Origin of the sequence: Paraburkholderia tagetis, from assembly GCF_022213065.1 — a bacterium.
GTDB classification, from domain to species: Bacteria; Pseudomonadota; Gammaproteobacteria; order Burkholderiales; family Burkholderiaceae; genus Paraburkholderia; species Paraburkholderia tagetis.
This window is the reverse complement of the sequence record NZ_JAKLJA010000002.1, coordinates 277759-298722: the sequence shown is the minus strand read 5'-3', so window position 1 is coordinate 298722 and position 20964 is coordinate 277759. Positions and strand designations below refer to the sequence as shown.

At 64.8% G+C, this 20964-nt stretch carries 15 protein-coding genes; 13 read left to right on the top strand and 2 right to left on the bottom strand.

Features of this window, described 5'->3' with window-relative positions; all coding sequences use genetic code 11:
- The first annotated feature begins 101 nt into the window (after positions 1-101).
- From L5014_RS04340 to L5014_RS04330, 3 genes are all read left to right on the top strand, one after another.
- The gene (locus L5014_RS04340; RefSeq protein WP_238462508.1) at positions 102-2312 is read left to right on the top strand and encodes an NHL repeat-containing protein; all 2211 of its coding nucleotides are present in this window, start codon (positions 102-104) and stop codon (positions 2310-2312) included.
- Positions 2313-2382: 70 nt separating this feature from the next.
- The gene (locus L5014_RS04335; protein ID WP_238462336.1) at positions 2383-3849 is read left to right on the top strand and encodes a flippase; all 1467 of its coding nucleotides are present in this window, start codon (positions 2383-2385) and stop codon (positions 3847-3849) included.
- Positions 3846-6452 (top strand): glycosyltransferase family 4 protein, encoded by a 2607-nt coding sequence (locus tag L5014_RS04330; RefSeq protein WP_238462335.1) that lies wholly within the window; start codon positions 3846-3848, stop codon positions 6450-6452. The genes L5014_RS04335 and L5014_RS04330 overlap by 4 nt, the downstream gene beginning before the upstream one ends.
- Positions 6453-6596: 144 nt before the next feature.
- On the opposite strand, the gene L5014_RS04325 is transcribed toward L5014_RS04330, so the two are convergent.
- Complete coding sequence (locus L5014_RS04325) at positions 6597-7757, bottom strand: acyltransferase family protein (RefSeq protein WP_420800010.1); 1161 nt, start codon at positions 7755-7757, stop codon at positions 6597-6599.
- 241 nt (positions 7758-7998) lie between these two features.
- Between L5014_RS04325 and L5014_RS04320 the strand changes: the two genes are divergently transcribed.
- The 5 genes from L5014_RS04320 to L5014_RS04300 all read left to right on the top strand — a co-directional run bounded on the left by L5014_RS04320 (position 7999) and on the right by L5014_RS04300 (position 14421).
- Positions 7999-8142 carry a hypothetical protein gene (locus tag L5014_RS04320; protein WP_238462334.1) on the top strand — a complete coding sequence of 48 codons (144 nt, stop codon included), beginning with the start codon at positions 7999-8001 and terminating at the stop codon, positions 8140-8142.
- Between the two features lie 311 nt (positions 8143-8453).
- Positions 8454-9344, top strand: a complete 891-nt coding sequence (gene galU / locus L5014_RS04315; protein WP_238462333.1) for a UTP--glucose-1-phosphate uridylyltransferase GalU — start codon at positions 8454-8456, stop codon at positions 9342-9344.
- A gap of 222 nt (positions 9345-9566) precedes the next feature.
- Positions 9567-10763 (top strand): NnrS family protein, encoded by a 1197-nt coding sequence (locus L5014_RS04310; RefSeq protein ID WP_238462332.1) that lies wholly within the window; start codon positions 9567-9569, stop codon positions 10761-10763.
- Between the two features lie 239 nt (positions 10764-11002).
- Positions 11003-12721: a S53 family peptidase gene (locus L5014_RS04305; RefSeq protein ID WP_238462331.1), complete on the top strand. Its 1719-nt coding sequence runs from the start codon at positions 11003-11005 to the stop codon at positions 12719-12721.
- Positions 12722-12762: 41 nt separating this feature from the next.
- On the top strand, positions 12763-14421 hold the full coding sequence (locus L5014_RS04300; protein ID WP_238462330.1) for a S10 family peptidase: 1659 nt from the start codon (positions 12763-12765) through the stop codon (positions 14419-14421).
- Positions 14422-14513: 92 nt separating this feature from the next.
- Here L5014_RS04300 and L5014_RS04295 read toward each other — a convergent pair whose 3' ends face one another.
- On the bottom strand, positions 14514-15038 hold the full coding sequence (locus L5014_RS04295; protein WP_238462329.1) for a nucleoside 2-deoxyribosyltransferase: 525 nt from the start codon (positions 15036-15038) through the stop codon (positions 14514-14516).
- 500 nt (positions 15039-15538) lie between these two features.
- On the opposite strand from L5014_RS04295, the gene L5014_RS04290 reads away from it, so the two are divergent.
- From L5014_RS04290 to L5014_RS04270, 5 genes are all read left to right on the top strand, one after another.
- The gene (locus L5014_RS04290; RefSeq protein ID WP_238462506.1) at positions 15539-16411 is read left to right on the top strand and encodes a transporter substrate-binding domain-containing protein; all 873 of its coding nucleotides are present in this window, start codon (positions 15539-15541) and stop codon (positions 16409-16411) included.
- 193 nt (positions 16412-16604) lie between these two features.
- On the top strand, positions 16605-17846 hold the full coding sequence (locus L5014_RS04285) for an NAD(P)/FAD-dependent oxidoreductase (RefSeq protein ID WP_238462328.1): 1242 nt from the start codon (positions 16605-16607) through the stop codon (positions 17844-17846).
- A gap of 114 nt (positions 17847-17960) precedes the next feature.
- Positions 17961-18842 (top strand): sn-glycerol-3-phosphate ABC transporter permease UgpA, encoded by an 882-nt coding sequence (gene ugpA / locus L5014_RS04280; RefSeq protein ID WP_238462327.1) that lies wholly within the window; start codon positions 17961-17963, stop codon positions 18840-18842.
- Between the two features lie 13 nt (positions 18843-18855).
- Positions 18856-19701, top strand: a complete 846-nt coding sequence (ugpE, locus tag L5014_RS04275; RefSeq protein ID WP_238462326.1) for a sn-glycerol-3-phosphate ABC transporter permease UgpE — start codon at positions 18856-18858, stop codon at positions 19699-19701.
- A gap of 97 nt (positions 19702-19798) precedes the next feature.
- Entirely contained in the window at positions 19799-20908 is a 1110-nt protein-coding gene (locus L5014_RS04270) for a sn-glycerol-3-phosphate import ATP-binding protein UgpC (RefSeq protein WP_238462325.1), read from the top strand.
- Positions 20909-20964 lie beyond the last annotated feature (56 nt).

Sequence of the window (20964 nt, the reverse complement as noted above, 5' to 3'; positions counted from 1 at the left end):
CTTTTTGTGGGGCGATTTTTCTTCGTGAATGTACGGCATGATCCAGACGGATTCACCCGACCGGAGGAATTGCCTTGCCGTTTCCGATTCCCGACCGCCGTATGCGCAGGACGCTGGCGCTCGCAGCACTCAGTGCGTTCGTCTGCACCTCTTCGGTACAGACCCTCGCCGCGCCGCAACTCAATGTGACGACATCGTGGATCGGCAACACGTACGGCAACGGCCAGGGTACGTGGACCCAGATCAACATCACCGCCATCGCCGTGACGCCGGAGGGCAAGGTCTACACGGACGCGCCATGGGACGAGAGCGGCGCTGAAATCAGCGCGTATCAGGATGGCAAGGCGCTCGGCTTTGCGGGCGGCACGCATGGCTGGGGCGGATACGGCGGCAACGCCGTGGCTGTGAACCACCGCTTTCTGTATGCGGCCGTGGCCGTGGGCAATGAGCGTGGGCGTCTGGTCGGGCCTGGCGTCTGGCCCGAGAAGGGGCGCCAGTGGTACGGCGTCACGCGCCGGCCGATCGATGAGCCGAAGCGCGCGGCGGCCTTCCAGGCCTCGCCCGATCCGGTCAATCCGCACGCGCAGCTAGCGGGCGCGTTCCTCAAGATCGCCGACATGCCGGCCGTCTCGCATCCTGACCTGGACGCGCCGGCCGACGTGGGCGGACTCGCGGCCACCGATTCATTGCTCTACGTGAGCCACACCACGGCCAACCGCATCGAGGTGTACGACGCGAACTCGATGCAGCGCAAGTCGCAATTCGACGTGCACGAGCCGGGCAAGATCGCGGTTGCGGGCGATGGTTCGCTATGGGTGATCACGGACAGCGTGACCGGCCAGACGCCGCGCATCGCGCACTATTCCGCGGAAGGCAAGCCGCTTTCCAGCACGATCGAGTTGCCCGCCGACTCGGTGCCCGTGGACCTGAACGTGGATCCGCAGCAGCGCGTGCTGGTCGCGGACAATGGCCCGCGCCAGCAGATCCTCATTTACTCGCGCGAAGGCAATGGCTACAAGCAGAGCGGCACGCTCGGCGAGCGCGGCGGCATTTTCTCCGGCCCGCCGAGCGCTGCGGGCCGGCCGGGGCCGGGCCGCTTCAACGGCCTGACCGGCGTGGGCACAGACGCGAAGGGCAACATCTACGTGTCGACCAACGGCATCGGTCCGCGCCACGGCACTATTGGCGCGGGGCTGGGCGCAACCCTCGAAAGCTATACGCCGGCCGGCAAGCGTCTCTGGAACCTGGAAGGGCTGCTGTTCGTGGACGGCGCGTGGGTGGACCCGTCGCGGCCCAATAGCGTCTATACCGGCAACAAGCGCTTCGAGCTCGATCTGTCGAAGCCGCCTGGGCAGGACTGGAAATACGTAGGGTTCCTCTCCAATCGATTCAGGTATCCGCAAGACCCGGTATTTACCGGCGACATGTGGCCGGGCCTGCCCACCGCGCGCCAGTTGAACGGTCGCACGTTCCTTTATCTCACCGACATGTATGCGGATCACCTGAAGATCTATCGCTTCGATCCGCAGCGCGACGGCGAGACCGCGATTCCCTCGGGCTTCATCGCCGGGCGGGCGCGGCCGGTGCAGCACATTTCGAACGCGCCGCCGGGCGGCGACTGGATCTGGCGCGATACGAACGGCAACGGCGCGTTCGACGCCGACGAGTTCACCCGGTATTCGGGCCGTGGCCACCTGGCCGGCGGCTGGGGCTGGTGGATCGATACGCGCGGCGATATCTGGCGCGCGCGCGACAACAAGGGCATTACGCGTTTTCGCTTCGGCGGCATTGATGCGAAGGGCAACCCGATCTACTCCTACGACAAGATCGATCAGTACGAGATGCCCGCGCCTTTTACCGAGGTGCATCGCGCGATCTACGAGCCGAAGACCGACACGCTTTACGTCGCGGGCTACACCGCCGACTCGCCGCATGACCCGGGCTTCGTGAAGGAGGCGGGCCGCGTGCTCGTGCGCTACGACAAGTGGTCGAGCGGCAACCCGCAGCAACGCTATCTGCTGCATCTGCCCTGGGATCCCAAGGCGAAGCCGCCCGTCACCCCTGCGGGCGTCACCGTGGAAGGGCAGTACGTGTTCGTGGTCGAGCCCGCGGGCAACGTCCACGTGTACGACAAAGACAGCGCGAAGGAGATCGGCACGTTCGGTCCAGGCGCGGAAGTCGGCAATACCTCGGGCTGGGTGGACGTGCCCTTCGGCATTACCGCAAACCGTCAGCCCAACGGCGAATACCTGATCTTCGTTGAAGAAGATGCGCGCGGCAAAGTGATGATGTACCGCTGGAAGCCGGCCTGAGGGTCCGCTCCGGAGCCCTCCATGTGAGGGCCCGCATTCTCACGCCGCGCCGCACGCTACCGGAACACATATGGATAAAGGCATACTGCGCAACGTCGCGATCAATCTGTTTGGCCTCGTGCTGCCGACCTTCGTGTCGCTGGTCACGGTGCCCACTTATATCAAGCTGCTGGGCGTCGACCGTTACGGCGTGATCGCGCTCGTGTGGACGCTGATCGGCTATTTCAGCGTGCTCGATCTGGGCATGAGCATGGCCGCGCAGAATCATATTTCGAAGGCCTATGCATCGAAGGACGCCGAAGCGTGCGAGCGCGTATTCTGGAGCGCGTTCTGGCTCAACTTCATCACCGGTGCGATTGGCGGGCTGCTGATCTACTCGGGCGGCGCGCTCTATACCGCGTACTTCACGCACGTGACGCCCGAGCTGCGTCACGAGGTCTATCTCGCGCTGCCATGGCTCGCGGTTGCGATTCCCATCGCGAACGTCTCGTGGGTGTTCGCGGGCGCCATCAACGGTGCGGAGCGCTTCGGCATTTACAACACGAACCAGACGCTGGGCACGTTCCTGTTCCAGTTGCTGCCGCTGGGCGCCGCGTGGCTCATCGGGCCGAACCTGCAGACCGTGCTGGCCGCCGCCGTGCTGGCGCGCCTTTTCGCGGGCTTGCTGCTCGGCCACTCGGCGCTGCGCGTGCTCGGCATCAAGCATCTGCGCGGGCCGCGCTTCGACACCTCGAAGGCGCTGTTCAATTTCGGCGGCTGGATGCTGGTCGCGAGCGTCACGACGATGGTGGCCGATTCGCTCGACCGCATGATGCTGGGCGCGGGCCTGGGCGCGCGCTTCGTTACCTATTACACGGTGCCGCAGAACCTCGTCACGCGCCTGAACATGGTGCCCAACGCGCTCGTGCGCACGCTGTTCCCGCGCCTGTCCGCGCTGCACCGCGAGCATGCCGATGAAATCGCGGCGCAATCGCTGCAATTTCTCAACGCGGTTTTCACGCCCATCGCGATTGGCGCGATCGTGGTGCTCGAGCCTTTCCTGCGTGTGTGGGTGGGCCCCGTGATCGCCGGGCATGGCGCGCCGGTTGGCCGCTTCCTGATCATCGCGGTCTGGCTGATCGGGCAGGCGGGCGTCACGCGCATCCTGATCCAGTCGCAGAACAATCCCGCCGCCGCGGCGCGCGTGGGCCTCGTCGAACTGCCGCTCTACGCGGCGCTGCTGTGGCTCGGCATTGCGCGCTTCGGCCTGCCCGGCGCCGCAGCGGCAGTGCTGTTCCGCGCACTCTTTGACTATGTCGTGCTGCTGTGGCTCTCGCGCATTCACAGCCGCACGATCGTGGTCGACATGTTTGCACACCTGAGCTTTCTTGCCGCCGCGCTCGCTCTTGCGTGGTGGCTGCCCGATGCGATCTACGCGATCGGCGCGGGCGTCGTGCTGGCGCTGGCCAACTGCGTGTGGTCGGTAGCGACCACACCGCTGCTGCGCGGCTACGCCCGTTCCCTTTTGTTTCGTCTGAATCTACGGAAAAGCGCATGAGTCATGAACTGATCGACGACGTGGCGCCGTCCGAAAGCGCCGCCGCGCCCGTTCAACGGCGCGATGTTTACACCGATGTTCGCCTCGATACCCACACTGATGCCCGTGGCGCATCCACGGTGAGCGCAGTGAGCGCGCTGCGTCCGCTGCCCGACGTACACCTCGCGCACCCCGCACGTCCCACCAGCGCCGCGAAGCGCAAGCCGCGCGTGGCGATCGTGCACGACTGGCTCGTCACCTACGCGGGCGCCGAGCGCGTGCTCGAGCAGATCATCGACTGCTTTCCCGACGCGGACCTCTTCTCGGTGGTCGATTTCGTCGAGGAGAAGGACCGCAAGTTCCTGCGCGGCAAGCGCGCGACGACTTCATTCATCCAGCGCCTGCCCAAGGCGCGCACGAAGTACCGCGCCTGGCTGCCGCTCATGCCGCTCGCCATCGAGCAGCTCGATGTTTCGGACTACGACGTGGTCATTTCCAGCTCGCACGCGGTGGCCAAGGGCGTGCTGACCGGTCCCGACCAGTTCCACATCAGCTATGTGCATTCGCCGATCCGCTATGCGTGGGATCTCCAGCACCAGTATTTGCAGGAGTCGCATCTCACGCGCGGGCCGAAGTCGATGCTCGCGCGCCTGATTCTTCACTACATCCGCAACTGGGACGTGCGCACGGCGAATTCGGTCGATCAGTTCGTGGCGAACTCGTCGTTCATCGCGCGACGCATTCACAAGGTGTATCAGCGCGAGGCCGAGGTGGTGTATCCGCCCGTCGACGTCGATGCGTTCGCGCTCGAGACGCGCAAGGATGATTTTTATCTGACCGCGTCGCGGCTCGTGCCGTACAAGAAGATCGACCTCATCGTCGAGGCGTTCTCGCGCATGCCGGAGAAGCGCCTCGTCGTGATCGGCGATGGTCCCGACATGCAGAAGGTGCGCGCGAAGGCTGGCCCGAACGTCGAGGTGATGGGGTATCAGCCGTTTTCGGTGCTGCATGACCGCATGCGTCGTGCGAAGGCATTCGTGTTCGCGGCCGAGGAGGACTTCGGCATTTCGGTCGTGGAAGCGCAGGCGTGCGGCACGCCCGTGATCGCCTACGGCAAGGGCGGTGCGCTCGAAACCGTGCGCGATTCGGGCTCGCAGCCCACGGGGCTGTTCTTCGACGAGCAGCGTGCCGAGTCCATCATCGCGGCGGTCGAATCGTTCGAACTCGATCCAGCGCGTTTTCGCGCGGAGGATTGCCGCGCGAATGCCGAGCGTTTTTCCGCGACGCATTTCCGCGAGCAATTCTTTGCGCGCGTGGCGCGGGCCGTGCCGGCCATCGCCCAAGCCGGGCTGCCGCGTGCTGGCGCGCCTGATGGACGCAACGCGCCCAGCACGCGCGAGGGCGACGACGACGAAGGCGGGCGCGCCGCGCAAGATGCGGCACAGCAAGCGCAGCCAAACGCGCCTCGTGTGCTGGCGATCGACCAGAGCGGCGTGCTCGGTGGCGCGGAGCTTTCGCTGCTGGAAGTGGTGAAGGGCTTGCGCGCACGCATCGAAGTGCTGCTGTTCAACGATGGTCCGTTTCGCGAGGCGCTCGACGCCGCGGGCGCGCGCGTCGATGTGCTCGATTCCGGCGCATTGCGCAACGTGCGCCGCGATGGCGCAGCCGTGCCCAAGCTCGGGGTGCTCGCGGGCATTGCCGCGCTCGTGCGCGAGACGCGCCGCCGCGCGCGTGGCGCCGACGTGCTCTATGCCAACACGCAGCGCGCGATGGTGATTGGCGTGCTGGCGGGCAAGCTCGCGCGCAAGCCGGTGGTCTGGCATCTGCGCGATATCGTGAGCGACGAGCACTTCGGCCGCGTGCAGCGCGCCGTCATCAAGGGCTGCGCGAAGCTCGGCCTCGCGCACGTGATCGCAAACTCGCACGCTTCCGCGCAGGTCTTCGCGGAACTTACGAAGTTCGACGCGCGGCGCATCGACGTCGTGCATAACGGTGTCGACGAATCGCCGTTCCGCGCGCTCGCGCGCGTGCCGCAGGCGCAGTTGCGCGCGCAGATCGGCTTGCCGCAGGACGCATTTCTGGTCGGCGCATTCAGCCGGCTCGCCCGCTGGAAGGGGCAGCACGTGTTGCTCGAAGCGCTCCTGCTCGAACCGCGTGCGCACGCCGTGTTAGTCGGTGCGCCGCTGTTTGGAGAGGATGCCTACGCACAGGAACTGCGCGAATTCGTGGCCGCGCGCGGCCTCGCCGACCGTGTCCATTTCCTCGGCTTCCGGCACGACATCGCGGCCTGCATGCGCGCGATGGACGTGATCGCGCATACGTCCATCACGCCGGAGCCGTTTGGCCGCGTCGTGGTGGAAGGCATGCTCGCGCAGCGGCCCGTGGTGGCCTCGCGCGACGGCGGCGTGAAGGAGATCGTCGAGCACGGCAAGAGCGGGCTGCTCTGCACGCCGGGCGACGCCAGGGAGCTTGCGAAGACGATTGCCGCGCTGTGCGATGACGAGACGCTGCGCGAGAGGCTCGCGCAGAACGGTCTTGCCGTGGCGCGCGAGCGCTTCGGCAAGGAGCAATATGTGGAAGCGGTCGGGCGCGTGCTCGATGGCGTCGTGACGCGCGCGCGATAAAACCTTCGGAATAAGCGAGGAGCCGTTGCATCGGGACGGCGAAAGCGGGGCCACGCAGGTGGCCCCGCTATTTTTTTCGAGTCTGAATGTCCGGGGACAGCCCGCTTATGTCGCCCACTTATGCAGCCCGCCTATGCAGCCCGCCTATGCAGCCCGCTTGCGCAGGCGTGCCGCGACGTTGAGCGCGGGCAGTTCGAAGAGACGATAGAAAACCCACGCGACGGGCAGCACGGCGAGCGTGAAGCCGAACGAAGCCCAGATCGAGGTCTGCAAGGCCGAGCGGAACAACAGTGAGCCGAGCAGCACGAAAAGCGGCAGATGGATCAGGTAGAGCGAATAGCTGAAGGCGCCGAGCTTCGAGAATGCCTGCATGAGCACGCCGCCCTTTGCGGCGGGCCGTGCGAGCGCCTTCACGAGATAGCAGGCGAATGCGCAGGCCCAGAGCTGGAACGCGCCGTACTGGCCGAAGTGGAACGCCACGCAGCCCGCCACGGCGAGGACGGCCGCAGCCACATAGGCGAAGCGAAAGCCTGCCGAGCCGCGCAGACGCGCTTCGGCAATCCACGCGCCGAGGATCCACGAGAACCAGTACGACGTGAAGAAAACGATGTCGTGCGGTGCGAGCGTGAGCGCGGAAACCACGTTGATGGCGGCGATGCCGACCAGCACCGCATTGAGTCCGACGCGGCGGCGCACGGCGAAAAGCAGCGGATAGAGCAGGTAGAACTGCACTTCGAGCGAGAGCGTCCACAGTGCGCCGTTCGAGCCGTAGGTCGGGCCCGCCACGCCCTGGAGCGAGAACAGGTTGACGAGGAACGCGCGCGGCCCGATGTCGAGAATCTTGTGGCTCACGGGCGTCATCGTGAGGCTGAACGAATCGGCCACGAAGGTGAGCACGAGCGCCGCGAGCAGTACCGGATAGATCCGCACGAAGCGGCGCAGCCAGAATTGCCCGGCGTCGAGCCGGAAACCGGGGTTCTTCAGCAATCGCGCCGCGCCGCTGCGATGAATGCAATAGCCGCTGATGACGAAAAAGATCGGCACACCGGCCGACCCCCATGCAATGGGCAACGTGAGCCACGCGGCGATCGTGCCGGGACTCGCGAGGCTCGCGTGGGTCTGATGGAAGGCGCCCATGCCGATCCAGGTGACCTGGCGGCAATGAAAATACGCCACCAGCAGGGCGGCGAAGCCGCGCAGCGCGTCGATCAGGTGATCCCCCGGGACGGCTGCGGCTGCGGCGGGCCGCGCAGCAGGCATGGCGGTTGCTGGCGGCTGAACGGTTTGTAGTGCGGGATCGCTCATTGGGGCGTGGCGTGCGTGGTGATGGGAGAGGTGGGAGGTTATCCGGCGATCATAGGAGCGTTGCACAGGGAAATTATGCGAAAGTTTTTCAAAAATTATTCAGGGCAATCACTTGAGCGACGCAAAAAATTCGTAATCACGCCGAAATGGAGAAATAAAACCTTGTAACGAGAAAGCGATTTATTTGTGTGATTTGAAATGCTAATTTAATGGGGATCGCCTTAGGTCGATGGAGATTTCGATGAACCTGCATTTGCTGGCCGGCATTGCCGTGCTGTTGATTCTCGTCGCGGTGTCGGCGTATCGCGAGGCGCTGCGCAATGAGCCTATCCGGCGTTCGCGCACGCAATCGGGCGGCTTGCCGCCCGCTGACGAAGTCGAGTAAGCTGCGCGGAAATGCACTATCTGCATTGCGCCGCGATGGCAAGCCAGATTGAAAATCTGCTTGCTTGCCGATCGAAACCGGATCAGGAAATTCATGCCGATTATCCGGGGCGCAAGGTAATCAATCAGGCAATAATTTCCGCTGGTCTGCTTGGCTGTCGCAATGCCGTCGCAATCGGAATTCCGTCTTTTTTCAATATCAGACGGACCCGACCCTTTTGAAAATAAAAACTGCCCAATGGACCCCTCGGGGACGCCGGCTTGCCTTGCTGCGAGACCGTTACTCAAACGATCGAAGTGGGAATGAACATCATGCTCAAAGTTACCAAAGCGGTATTTCCTGTTGCGGGCCTCGGTACGCGCTTTTTGCCCGCCACCAAGGCTAGCCCCAAGGAAATGCTGCCGATCGTCGACAAGCCGCTCATTCAATACGCGGTGGAAGAGGCGATTGCTGCGGGGATCACCGAAATGATTTTCGTGACCGGCCGCAGCAAGCGCGCGATTGAAGATCATTTCGACAAGTCCTACGAGATCGAAGCCGAGCTCGAAGCGCGCAACAAGCAGAAGCTGCTCGATCTGGTGCGCAGCATCAAGCCGAGCAATGTGGACTGCTTCTACGTGCGCCAGGCTGAAGCGCTGGGCCTTGGCCACGCGGTCATGTGCGCCGAAAAGCTCGTGGGCGGCCAGCCGTTCGCCGTGATTCTCGCCGACGACCTGCTCTATAGCCCCAAGCCGGTCATGCGTCAGCTCGTGGACACCTTCAACCACTATCACAGCTCGGTGGTGGGCGTGGAAGCCATCGCGCGCGAAAACAGCGCTTCGTATGGCATCGTGGACGGCCGCGAGTGGGAAGAGGATGTGTTCAAGCTATCGGGCATCGTGGAAAAGCCCGCGCCGGAACTCGCGCCGTCGAATCTCGGCGTGGTCGGCCGCTACGTGCTGATGCCGACGATCTTCAATCATCTGCGCGCACTCAAGCCGGGCGCGGGCGGCGAGTTGCAGCTCACCGATGCGCTGCAATCGCTCCTCACGGAAGAGCAGGTGCTCGCGTATCGCTACATGGGTACGCGTTTCGATTGCGGGAGCAAGATTGGCTATCTGAAGGCGACCGTTGAATTCGCACTGCGCCACCCCGAAGTGAAGGACGAGTTCGAGGCCTATTTGCAGAATCATCTGCCGCAGGCACTGGCCGCAGCGGCCTGACGTTAGCGATCCTTATTGAAGTGAAGCACGTGAAGCACGCTGCGCGCGTTGATGCGCAGCGTGCTTTTTTTGCGTGCGTTTGAGCGGACTTCGCGCGGATTTTTCGCGGATTTCGCATGCAAGCACGCTTTCCGGCGGGCTGCGGGCAAATGCCACATAAGCACTGAAGCCCTGACGCGTATAAGATGCAATAAAAATACATCTTATGGCCGGAGAGCAAACATGAATCTGTACCAGACCGGTGAGCCGCCCGCGCGCGCGCGGCGCGGCTTTGCGCTATGGGCGCTCGGCTTTCGTCCGTTCTATCTGGGCGGCGCGCTCTTTGGCACCGCAGCCATGCTGGCGTGGGTGGCCGAACTCGACGGACATCCTCTGCCGAATCTGCATCCGTATCTGCCGGGCATGCTGTGGCATGTCCATGAAATGATTTTCGGGTTCGCCGCGGCCATCGTGGCGGGTTTTCTGTTGACCGCGGTGCGGGCGTGGACCTCCGTTACGCCGGCGCAGGGCAAGTCGCTCGCGGCGTTGTGGCTGTTGTGGCTTGCCGGGCGGGTGGCCGTGGGGTACGCGCCGCCGGCCGTCGCCATGGTCGTCGACGTGGCATTTCTGCCCGTTTGCGCGCTCGTGCTGCTGCGCGTGCTCGTGCACGCGAAGAACCGCCACAATGTCTTTCTGCCCGTCGCGTTGGGACTGCTCGCGCTGACCAACCTGGTCTTTCATCTGGCCGCCATCACGGAGCACCCCAACTGGGCCTTGCATAGCGCATACGTTGCGGTCGGATTGCTGGTGATGTTCGTCACCGTCATCGGCGGGCGCATCATTCCGTCCTTTACCGTCAACGCCGTTCCAGGTTTCGCATTCCGGCGCTGGCGCTTCGTCGAAGCGGTGGTGGTGCCGTTGACCGCGCTCGCGTTCGTGCTCGACGGCTTCGGCGCGCCTGGCCCCGCGATTGCCGTTGCCGCCGCGCTCGCTGCCTGTGCGCAAGGCCTGCGGCTGTTCGGCTGGCGCTCGTGGCGCGTCGGCAACCGGCCGATTCTCACGATCCTGCACATCGCCTATGCGTGGATCCCGCTCGGCTTCATGCTGCTCGCGCTCGCGGCGATGGGCGTCGTCGGGCATTCGCTCGCGATCCATGCGTTCACCGTGGGCGCGGTCGGTTGCGCCATCGTGGCGATGATCACGCGCACGGCGCGTGGCCATACGGGCCGGCCGCTGGTCGCGGGGCGCGCCGAAATCGCCTGCTACGGCTTGCTCGTGCTCGCCGCGATCGTGCGTGTGCTGGTGCCGGCGCTCTGGCCGCAGCAGACGCTCATGGCTATCGATATTTCTGGAGCTTGCTGGATCCTGGCGTTTGCCGTGTACTGCGGGCGCTATGCGGGATGGCTCTGGAGCCCGCGACTGGACGGTAAGGAAGGCTAAGGAAATATCGAACTCGAGGGCAATGATGCGCTAACCCGTAACGATGGGCACGCGGCATGCTCGACTCAACCGCATTTCGAATGCGCGTCGCGCGTGTATATTCGGCCCGCCGTGGAACGATGCGCGATGCATCGGTACATCGGCCATGGGCATTTGCGCTTCGCGCGGCGCGTGGAACTCGCATCATCAATTGCGTGTCCGAACGCGAACGGCTACGTGCTCATCGAGGAGATCCGGCCATGACCAGGCATCCTGTATCAGATCCCGGCGCAGGCAGTGAACATCCGGTGCCAGCCGGCGCGCAATGCGTCGGTGCGTGCGATCCCGCGGAACATTTCAATGTCGTCATGATTTTGCGCCGCCAGGACGAGCACGCGTTTCGCGAGCTGGTCGAGCGGATCGCCTCGGATGCGCCCGGCGCACAGCCGATCTCGCGCGAGCAATACGAGCAGCGCTTCAGTGCGGCCGCCGCCGATGTCGCGCGCGTGGAGGCGTTCGCGAAGGCGCATGGCCTGGCGGTCGTGAAGATCGATTCCGGCGCGCGTCGCGTCGTGCTTTCCGGGTCGGTGCAACAGTACAACGCCGCGTTCGGCGTGGATTTGCAGCGCTTCGAACATCAGGTCGGCAAGCTCAAGCAGCACTTTCGCCAGCCCACCGGCCCCGTGCGTCTTCCCGTTGACCTGCATGAGATCGTCACGGCGGTCGTCGGCCTCGACAGTCGCGCCAAGGTGCAGCCGCACTTCCGAATCGAGTTGCCAAACCCAGCGCCAAACCCGGCTACAAACCCGGCGACACCCCCCGACACCACCGCGGCGAAAGCCGGGCAACCGCTCGACACGGGCAGCGGGTCTGGCGGTCCCGTGCATGCGCCGATCCGCCCCGCGCGCGCGGTGAGCCGTTCATTCACGCCGCTGCAACTCGCGGAGCTCTACGACTTTCCGGCTGGCGACGGCAAGGGCCAATGCATCGCGCTGATCGAAATGGGCGGCGGCTATGCGCAGTCGGACCTCGATGCCTATTTCAGCGCCCTGGGCGTGACGCCGCCGCGCGTGGAGGCCGTGTCGGTGGATCAGGCGACCAACGCGCCGAGCGGCGACCCCAGTGGCCCCGATGGCGAAGTCACGCTCGACGTGGAGATCGCCGGCGCGCTCGCGCCCGGGGCGCTGCTTGCCGTCTACTTCGCGCCGAACAGCGAAGCCGGTTTCGTCGACGCGGTGAGCGCGGCCCTGCACGACAGCCAGCGCAAGGCATCGGTCATTTCGATCAGTTGGGGCGCGCCCGAATCGGTGTGGTCGCAGCAGACGCTGGGCGCGCTCAACGACGCGCTGCAGACCGCCGTGGCGCTGGGCGTGACGGTGTGCTGCGCGTCGGGCGACAGCGGCTCGTCGGACGGTGTGGGCGATGGCGCCGATCATGTCGATTTTCCCGCCTCCAGTCCTTACGCGCTCGGCTGCGGCGGCACGCAGCTCGCCGCTGCGAACGGCCGGATCGCGCGCGAGACGGTGTGGGGCGGCGGCGGGAACGCAGCGATGGATGAAAACGGCGCGACCGGCGGCGGCGTGAGCGCGACGTTCGCGTTGCCGGCGTGGCAGAAGGGCTTGAAGGTCGCGCGCGGCAGCGGCGCGGCGCTCGCGCTCGGGCGGCGCGGCGTGCCCGACGTGGCCGCCGACGCGGATCCCGCCACGGGCTACGAGGTGCATATCGGCGGGATGGATACCGTGGTGGGCGGCACGAGCGCCGTCGCGCCGCTATGGGCCGCGCTCGTCGCGCGCATCAACGCGGGCAGCGGCAAGGCGGCGGGCTTCGTCAACGCGAAGCTCTACGCGCAGCCCGGCGCGTTCAACGACATCACGAGCGGCAGCAATGGCGACTACTCGGCGAGGCCCGGCTGGGACGCATGCACGGGGCTCGGCACGCCCGTGGGCAGCAAGGTGGCAGCCGCGCTCGGCTCGGCGTAGCATCGGGAGCCAGCGCACGGCACCTTGAGCAAGGAGACGATATGAACGACGAGGCTCAATCCAACGGCGGTAAAAGCGGTGGTAAAAGCGGCGGCGGCAACGGCAAGCACCTCAGCCCGAACGACCAGCCGTGCTTCGATCCCACCGCCTACGGCAACGGTCCCGACGATTTCGTGACCGACATGACCGAGAATGCCGCGATCACGCACCATGCAATCCAGATCGGCGGCGAGGCGATTACCTATACCGCGACCGCGGGCCATCTCGTCACGGTGGATCCGAGCAGCTCGCAGCCGAATGCCAAGATCTTCTACGTGGCGTTCACGAAGGACGGCGTGCAGGCTCAGGAGCGTCCCGTCACGTTCTTCTACAACGGCGGCCCGGGTTCTTCCTCGGTGTTCGTGCTGCTCGGTTCGTTCGCCCCCAAGCGCATCAAGACCTCCATGCCGGGCTTCACGCCGCCCGCGCCGTATACGCTCGAAGACAACCCGGACAGCCTGCTCGACAAGAGCGACCTGGTTTTCGTCAATCCGGTGGGGACGGGCTATTCGGCGGCCATCGCGCCGCATCACAATCGCGACTTCTGGGGCGTGGACCAGGACGCGGACTCGCTCAAGCAGTTCATCAAGCGCTACCTGAGCGCCAACGACCGCTGGAATTCCCCCAAGTTTCTTTTCGGAGAATCGTATGGCACGGCGCGCAGTTGCGTGCTCGCGTATCGCCTTCACGAAGACGGCGTGGACCTGAACGGCATCACCTTGCAGTCTTCGATTCTCGACTACACGCAAAGCGGCAATCCGGTTGGCGCGCTGCCCACGGCGGCGGCCGACGCGTGGTATCACAAGCGCCTGGGCGCGGCGCCCAGGGACCTGCAGACGTTCGTGGCCCAGGTGGCGCAGTTCGCGCGCACGGACTACCGGGTGGCGCTGGAAAAATTCCCCGATCCGAAAAATCCGGCGATTCCCGCTACGCTCAAGAAACTTTCGCAATTCACGGGCATCGACACACAAACGCTCGAGTCCTGGAATCTCGACATCGCCGCCTATGACAGCCGCGGCAACTCGCTGTTTCTCACGACGCTGCTCAAGGACAAGGGCGTGGCGCTTGGGGCGTACGACGGCCGCGTAACCGCGATCGACACGGGCATTGCGGGCAACATCGACCCGAATTCGGGCGGCAACGACCCCACCATGACGGCGGTGAGCGGGGTGTACACGGCCATGTGGAACAGCTACCTGAACGAGCAGCTCAAGTTCCGCAGCAACTCGTCGTTCACGGACCTCAACGACCAGGCGTTCAAGAACTGGAACTTTGGTCACATCGACCCGACGGGCGCGCAAAAGGGCGTCGATGCGCAGGGCAACATCGTGCTCTATACGGCCGGCGACCTCGCTGCGGTGATGGCGCTGAATCCGGATTTGCGCGTGCTCTCCGCGAACGGCTACTACGATTTCGTCACGCCGTTCTACCAGACCGTGATCGATCTGCAAAAGATGCCGCTCGTCGACCAGAAGGTGCGCAATAACCTGAGCGCGCGCTTTTACCCGTCGGGACACATGGTGTATCTCGACGGCGCTTCGCGCACGGCGCTCAAGGCCGATCTCGCGAAGCTCTACCAGAACGTGGTGGCGGACCAGCCGGCGGTCGCGCGCATCCGCGCGCTGCAGCGCATGAGCACGATGAGCGCGATGCACCACTGAGGGCGCCGTGCCTCCGGCCGTGCCGTGTGTGCCGCGGCGCGGCGCAGTGTGTAGTGCGACGGGCGGCGGGCGACGGGCGACGGGCGGCGCGGCTAGTCCCGGCTCCCCCGCGCCATGGCGGCGAGGCACGCGCGCGCATCGCCCTGCACGATGCGCGCGGCACACGCGATCATGAGGTTTTTCGACAGGCCGAAATCCTCCACGAGAAAGCCGCGCTCGCATAGCCGGCCCTGCGCGCCGGGTTGCGACGGCACGCGCTCGATCAGCGTGCCGGTGTCGGCCGTATAAGCCCAGACTTCCTTGCCGAGCGCGACGGCAAAGCCGATCTCGAATGCCGTGCCCGAGTCGGGCTCGCCCGGGCCGCGAAAATCGTTGACGTTTGCCATCACCATGTCCGCGCCGCGGAGGGTGTCGATATTGGCGCGGTAAATCCACGCCGCCTGGCGCGGACCGTCGAGGTCCGGGGGCACGTGTACGTCCAGCGGATAAAGCCCTTCGAAGCCGAATTCGCTGCACAGGGCGACGAGGTGTGTGCCGTATGCCAGCGCGTCGGGGCGAAATACGTCGAAGCCGGCGAGATAGACGCGCGGGCGACGAGGCGGGGCGGCATGAGTCATGGCGTGCGCTCCTCCATGCGATGTGTCCGATACGAAACTCGACTGATGATTCTAGTCCGGTGCCGGGCGCGACTGCAGATTGCCCATGCTTACATAAGGTTGACAGTGCCGATTGCGCGCCGCTACGATTATGCGCCTTGCATGCCTGGCGCGGGTTTGCTGCCTTCGTTCGTGCTCGGCGTGATCACGCTGTTCTATCTGCCCAACATGCGTGGCGCTGAGCATGCGTGCGAGGCACCCGCTATGCGAAAGCAGCGGATTTGTCCGCTGCTTTTTTTTGCTCGGATTTCGCGTGGCGGCATTCGCGAGCTAACATCGCGAGTTAGCATTTTATTGGGTGGCGCGCGCTGTGAGTCAGGCTGAACGGGCGCGTTGCACATCATGCGTCACTTTACGAATCGAAACGAATATCGGGGATGGGGGAGCGAGTCATGAACCGGCTCAAGCGTATGGCGAAGTTGCGGTGTTCGGCGTCGTACACCGGTCTGGGCGGAGCGGCAATGCTCGCGCTGCCGTTGTTGCTGGCGCAACCGGCGTGCGCACAGGTGGCACAACCCACGCTCGAAAAGGTCCGGGCCGCGAACATGATTGCAATCGGCTATCGCGAGACTTCCGTGCCGTTTTCGTATGTGGATGCGAACGGCAACGTGATCGGCTTTTCGCAGGACATCTGCAATCGTGTCATCGATGCCGTAAAGGCGAAAACGCAACGCGCGAATCTGCAGGTGCGCTTCATTCCCGTGACTTCACAAAACCGCATTCCGCTCGTGCAGAACGGCACCGTCGATCTCGAATGCGGCGTCACCACCAATCTCCAGGCGCGCCACAGCCAGGTGACGTTTTCCGATACGTTCTTTGTCGCCAGCACGCGGCTTCTCACGCGCAAGGATTCGGGCATCCACGATTTCAAGGATCTCGTGGGCAAGACCGTGCTCACCAATCAGGGCACCACGTCCGAGCGCATCCTGCGCCGCATGAATCTCGAGAAGCAGATGAACATGCAGGTGATCAGCGCGAAGGATTATCGGCAGGGGCGCGCGATACTCGAATCGGGCCGCGCGGTCGCGTACATGATGGACGATGTGCTGCTCTCGGGCACGCGTTCGTTGACTGCGCATCCATCGGACTGGGTGGTCGTCGGCACGCCGCAATCCTGGGAGGCCTATGCATTCATGTTGCGCAACGGCGATCCGGCTTTCCGGCAGCTCGTGAACGATACGATGAGCGCACTCATGAAAAGCGGCGAGATCGATGCGCTCTATACGAAGTGGTTCAACCAGCCGGTGCCGCCGAGAGGCGTGAATTTCAGCTTTCCGATGAGCGAGACGCTGCGCGCGCTTTACGCGGCGCCGAACGACCACGCGCTCGATTGATTGCGTGGCTGGGTCGCGTGGCTGTGCTGCGTGCCGGTGCTGTACACGCAAACAGGGCTTTGCCGTTCGCCGCGCGGACGTGAGATGATTTCGGTCCCGGCGCGCAGGCCGTGCGCGCCGGCCCAGATTGGCAAGGCGCCGTGCTCAATGACCATGGCCCATGCGCGCGGCGAATCAATAAACGGGAGCGGACATGCAGGAAGCAGGCAATACGGTAGTGATCGTCGGGGCAGGGCACGCGGGCGGCAACGCGGCGGCGCTGCTGCGGCAGTATGGTTACGAGGGGCGCGTCGTGCTGGTGGGCGAAGAGCCGGTGCCGCCGTATCATCGGCCGCCGCTGAGCAAGACCTACCTGAAGGGCGAGCAGGAACTCGAGCGGCTCTGGCTCAAGCCGCGCCAGTTTTACGACGATCAGCGCATCGAGCTGAAGCTCGGCGCGAGTGCCCAGTCGCTCGACTGCGCGAGCCACACGCTCGCGCTCAGCGACGGGACCACGCTGCACTACAGCAAACTCATTCTTGCGACCGGCTCGACGCCGCGCGCGCTGACCCTGCCGGGGCACGAGCTCACGGGCATCATGGCGCTGCGCTCGCTCGCCGACGCCGACGTGCTGCGCGAGCGCGTGAAGCCCGGCGAGCGGATCGTGGTGATCGGCGCCGGTTATATCGGCCTGGAGGCCGCCGCCGCCGCCCGCCAGTTGGGACACGAGGTGACGGTGCTGGAGGCCGCGCCGCGCGTGCTGGGGCGCGTGACCGGCGAGACGGTTTCCTCGTTCTACGAGAACGAACATCGCGCGCAAGGCGTCGATCTGCGTCTGAACGCGAAGATCGAGGCGTTCGTGGGCGAGCACGGCAAGCTCACGGGCGTAAAACTCGCGGACGGAGAGATCGTGCCGGCCACGCTCGCGCTGATCGGCATCGGCATCACGCCGAATGTCGCGCTCGCGCAGGACGCGGGCATCGCCTGCGCCAACGGCATTCAGGTCGATGAGGACGCTCGCACGTCCGACCCCGACGTATTCGCCATTGGCGACTGCGCGAGCCGGCCGCTTGCGCACTACAGCCGCACGGGGCGTCTCGAGAGCGTGCACAACGCGGTCGAGCAGGCGAAGCTCTCCGCTTCGGCCATCGTCGGCAAGGCGCGGCCCGCGTGCGACGCGCCGTGGTTCTGGTCCGATCAATACGATCTCAAACTGCAAACGGTGGGCCTGCACCAGGGCTACGACGAGACGGTCGTGCGCGGCGACCCGGCCGCGCGCCGCTTTGCCGTTTACTACCTGAAAGACGGTGCGCTGCTGGCGGTCGACGCGGTGAGCTCGATGCCCGATTTCCTGTTCGGCAAGAAGCTCGTGGGCTCGGGCAAGCGGCTCGATACGGCCGCACTGCGCGATCCGGGCACGGACCTCGGCAAATTCGCGGCCGCGGCGCTGGCGTAACGCGCGAGCGCGCGGGCCGTTCGTGCTCGCGAGCAGCATGAGGAGGCGCGTCGTGACTCTCGGATAAAATGCAGGCGCGCCTATGTAGCGATGCATATCGAGGAGATCGACGCGATGGAACAACGCTCCCGTTTCGGCGCGAGCCTGCTGCCTTATCTGCTGGTCGGCCCACAACTCGCGGTCACGGCCGTCTTCTTTCTCTGGCCTGCGGGCGTCGCGCTTCTGCAATCCACGCAGGCCGAGGACGCCTTCGGCACCTCCTCCGAATTCGTCGGTCTCGCGAATTTCGCGCATCTCTTCAAAGACCCGCTGTATCTGGACTCCATCAAGACGACGGTGGTGTTCGCCGCGCTCGTGACCGTGTGCGGGCTGGTGCTCTCGCTTGCGCTCGCCGCCATGGCGCATCATGTCACGCGCGGCAAGCGCTTTTACCAGACCTTCCTGATCTGGCCGTATGCGGTGGCGCCGGTCATCGCGGCGGTGCTCTGGGGCTTTCTCTTCAATCCGAGTATCGGCCTCGTGACTTACGCGCTCGCGCGCGTGCACGTGGTATGGAATCACGCGCTCAATCCGGGCCAGGCCATGACGCTCGTGGTGATTGCGTCCGTGTGGCAGCAGATCAGCTACAACTTTCTGTTCTTTTATGCGGGGCTACAGGCCATTCCGCAGTCGCTCTTCGAGGCCGCGGCCATCGACGGAGCGGGGCCGGTGCGGCGCTTCTTCGGCATTGCCTTGCCGCTGCTTTCGCCCACCAGTTTCTTTCTGCTCGTCGTGAACGTGGTCTATGCGCTGTTCGACACCTTCCCGGTGATCGATGCGGCAACTGGCGGCGGCCCGGGACAGGCGACGCGCACGCTCGTCTACAAGATTTTCGACGAAGGTTTTCGCGGGCTCGATATCGGCAGTTCGGGCGCGCAGTCCGTGGTGCTGATGCTGCTCGTCACGGCGCTCACGATCTTCCAGTTCCGCTTCATCGAACGGCGGGTCCAGTATTAAGGGTTGCTCACCAATGATCGAGAACCGCAAATACTTCAACCTCTTCTGTCACGCGATGCTGCTGCTCGGCGTGGCTGTCGTGGCGTTTCCCGTCTATGTCGCGTTCTGCGCGGCGACGATGAACGCGCAGCAGGTATTCTCGGTGCCGCTTTCGCTCGTGCCCAGCACGCATCTGCTCGCGAACGTGGCAACGATCTGGAACGTGGGCACGGGCAATGCCGCGAGCCCCTTTGGCAAGATGCTGCTCAACAGCGTCATCACGGCGCTGGTGATCTCGGTGGGCAAGATCGCCATCTCCATTATTTCCGCCTATGCGATCGTGTTTTTCCGCTTTCCATTCAGGCGCCTGTCGTTCTGGCTGATCTTCGTGACGCTCATGCTGCCCGTGGAAGTGCGCATCTTCCCCACGGTGCAGGTCGCGGCCACGCTCCATCTCACCAACACCTATGCGGGCCTCACGTTGCCGCTGATTGCCTCGGCCACCGCGACGTTTCTCTTTCGCCAGTTCTTCCTCACGCTGCCCAACGAATTGATCGAGGCGGCGCGCATCGACGGCGCGGGACCGCTGCGCTTCTTCTGGGACGTGGTCCTGCCGCTTTCGAAGACGAATATCGCATCGCTTTTCGTCATCACGTTTATTTACGGCTGGAATCAGTATCTGTGGCCGATCCTCATGTCGAGCACGGCGTCCATGACCACTTCGGTCGTCGGCATCAAAAGCATGATTGCGAGCGGCGATGCGGCCACGCAATGGCATCTCGTGATGTGCGCGACGATGATCGCGATGCTGCCGCCGCTGGTGGTGGTGCTCGCGATGCAGCGCTGGTTCGTGCGCGGGCTCGTGGACGTGGAGAAGTGACGCGTGACAGCGAGCGTAGCGTGCGGAATGCGAAACGACGAACGAAGCGGTAAAAGAGGCTGCAAATGAAGCAACGGACAAAACAGCGGGAGACGGCATGGCGGCATTGAGCATGCGGGGCGTGATGAAATCGTACGATGGGGCGCAGCGGGTGCTGCACGGCATCGACGTGGAGGTGGCGGACGGCGAATTCATGGTGCTGGTGGGGCCGTCCGGGTGCGGAAAGTCCACGCTGCTGCGCATGGTGGCGGGGCTCGAAAGCGTGACCTCGGGCGAGATTTCGATCGCCGGCAAAGTGGTCAACCGCATCGAGCCGAAGGACCGCGACATCGCGATGGTGTTTCAGAACTACGCGCTCTATCCGCATATGACGGTGGCGCGCAACATGGGCTACAGCCTCAAGTTGCAGGGGCTCGATCGGCGCGAGATCGACGCGCGCGTGGCGGCCGCCGCCGGGATCCTGGAGCTTGGCGCGCTGCTCGAGCGCAAGCCGCGCGAGCTTTCGGGCGGGCAGCGCCAGCGCGTGGCGATGGGGCGGGCCATCGTGCGCGAGCCCTCGGTGTTCCTCTTCGACGAACCGCTTTCGAATCTCGACGCGAAGCTGCGCGTGCAGATGCGTCTGGAGATTCAGCGGCTGCATGCGCGTCTGCGCACGACGAGCCTGTACGTCACGCACGACCAGATCGAGGCGATGACGCTCGCGCAACGCGTGATGGTGCTCAACGGCGGGCGCGCCGAGCAGATCGGCACGCCCAGCGAGGTCTATGACCGGCCCGCTTCGATGTTCGTGGCGAGCTTTATCGGCTCGCCGGCCATGAACCTGCTGCGCGGCCGCGTGAGCGCGGACGGCCGGCGCTTCGAAACGGCGGGCATGGGCCCGCAATTGCCCTTGCCGCTGGTGCAGCTTCCCGCTGGCTTGCGCGCGGTGCTGGAGCCGGGACGCGAATGCGTGCTGGGCGTGCGTCCCGAGCACATGCACGGCAATGGCGGCGCGCAGCCCGACGCGGGCGAGACCGCCACGCTCGAGGTCGAAACCTGCGAGCTGCTTGGCGCGGACAATCTTGCCCATGGCCGCTGGGGCGGCAACGATGTGGTCGTGCGCCTGCCGCACGAGATGCGCCCCGCGCGCGGCGAGCGCATTGCCGTGCGCCTGCCGCCGGCGCGCCTCCATTTCTTCGATCCCGCCGAGGGAACGCGCCTCGGCTGAGCCGCCAATGTCGTAACATGTCGCTTCGGGCTGGCTTGTAGAGCCGGCCCGCACCG

Excerpts from the sequence above, each read along its gene's own strand:
- L5014_RS04305 (WP_238462331.1), top strand. The coding sequence starts at position 11,003 with ATGACCAGGCATCCTGTATCAGATCCCGGCGCAGGCAGTGAACATCCG.
- L5014_RS04310 (WP_238462332.1), top strand. The coding sequence starts at position 9,567 with ATGAATCTGTACCAGACCGGTGAGCCGCCCGCGCGCGCGCGGCGCGGC.
- L5014_RS04325 (WP_420800010.1), bottom strand. The coding sequence starts at position 7,757 with ATGAGCGATCCCGCACTACAAACCGTTCAGCCGCCAGCAACCGCCATG.
- ugpA (WP_238462327.1), top strand. The coding sequence starts at position 17,961 with ATGGAACAACGCTCCCGTTTCGGCGCGAGCCTGCTGCCTTATCTGCTG.
- L5014_RS04330 (WP_238462335.1), top strand. The coding sequence starts at position 3,846 with ATGAGTCATGAACTGATCGACGACGTGGCGCCGTCCGAAAGCGCCGCC.
- L5014_RS04320 (WP_238462334.1), top strand. The coding sequence starts at position 7,999 with ATGAACCTGCATTTGCTGGCCGGCATTGCCGTGCTGTTGATTCTCGTC.
- L5014_RS04335 (WP_238462336.1), top strand. The coding sequence starts at position 2,383 with ATGGATAAAGGCATACTGCGCAACGTCGCGATCAATCTGTTTGGCCTC.
- L5014_RS04290 (WP_238462506.1), top strand. The coding sequence starts at position 15,539 with ATGCTCGCGCTGCCGTTGTTGCTGGCGCAACCGGCGTGCGCACAGGTG.
- L5014_RS04300 (WP_238462330.1), top strand. The coding sequence starts at position 12,763 with ATGAACGACGAGGCTCAATCCAACGGCGGTAAAAGCGGTGGTAAAAGC.
- L5014_RS04340 (WP_238462508.1), top strand. The coding sequence starts at position 102 with ATGCGCAGGACGCTGGCGCTCGCAGCACTCAGTGCGTTCGTCTGCACC.
- ugpE (WP_238462326.1), top strand. The coding sequence starts at position 18,856 with ATGATCGAGAACCGCAAATACTTCAACCTCTTCTGTCACGCGATGCTG.
- L5014_RS04285 (WP_238462328.1), top strand. The coding sequence starts at position 16,605 with ATGCAGGAAGCAGGCAATACGGTAGTGATCGTCGGGGCAGGGCACGCG.
- L5014_RS04270 (WP_238462325.1), top strand. The coding sequence starts at position 19,799 with ATGGCGGCATTGAGCATGCGGGGCGTGATGAAATCGTACGATGGGGCG.
- L5014_RS04295 (WP_238462329.1), bottom strand. The coding sequence starts at position 15,038 with ATGACTCATGCCGCCCCGCCTCGTCGCCCGCGCGTCTATCTCGCCGGC.
- galU (WP_238462333.1), top strand. The coding sequence starts at position 8,454 with ATGCTCAAAGTTACCAAAGCGGTATTTCCTGTTGCGGGCCTCGGTACG.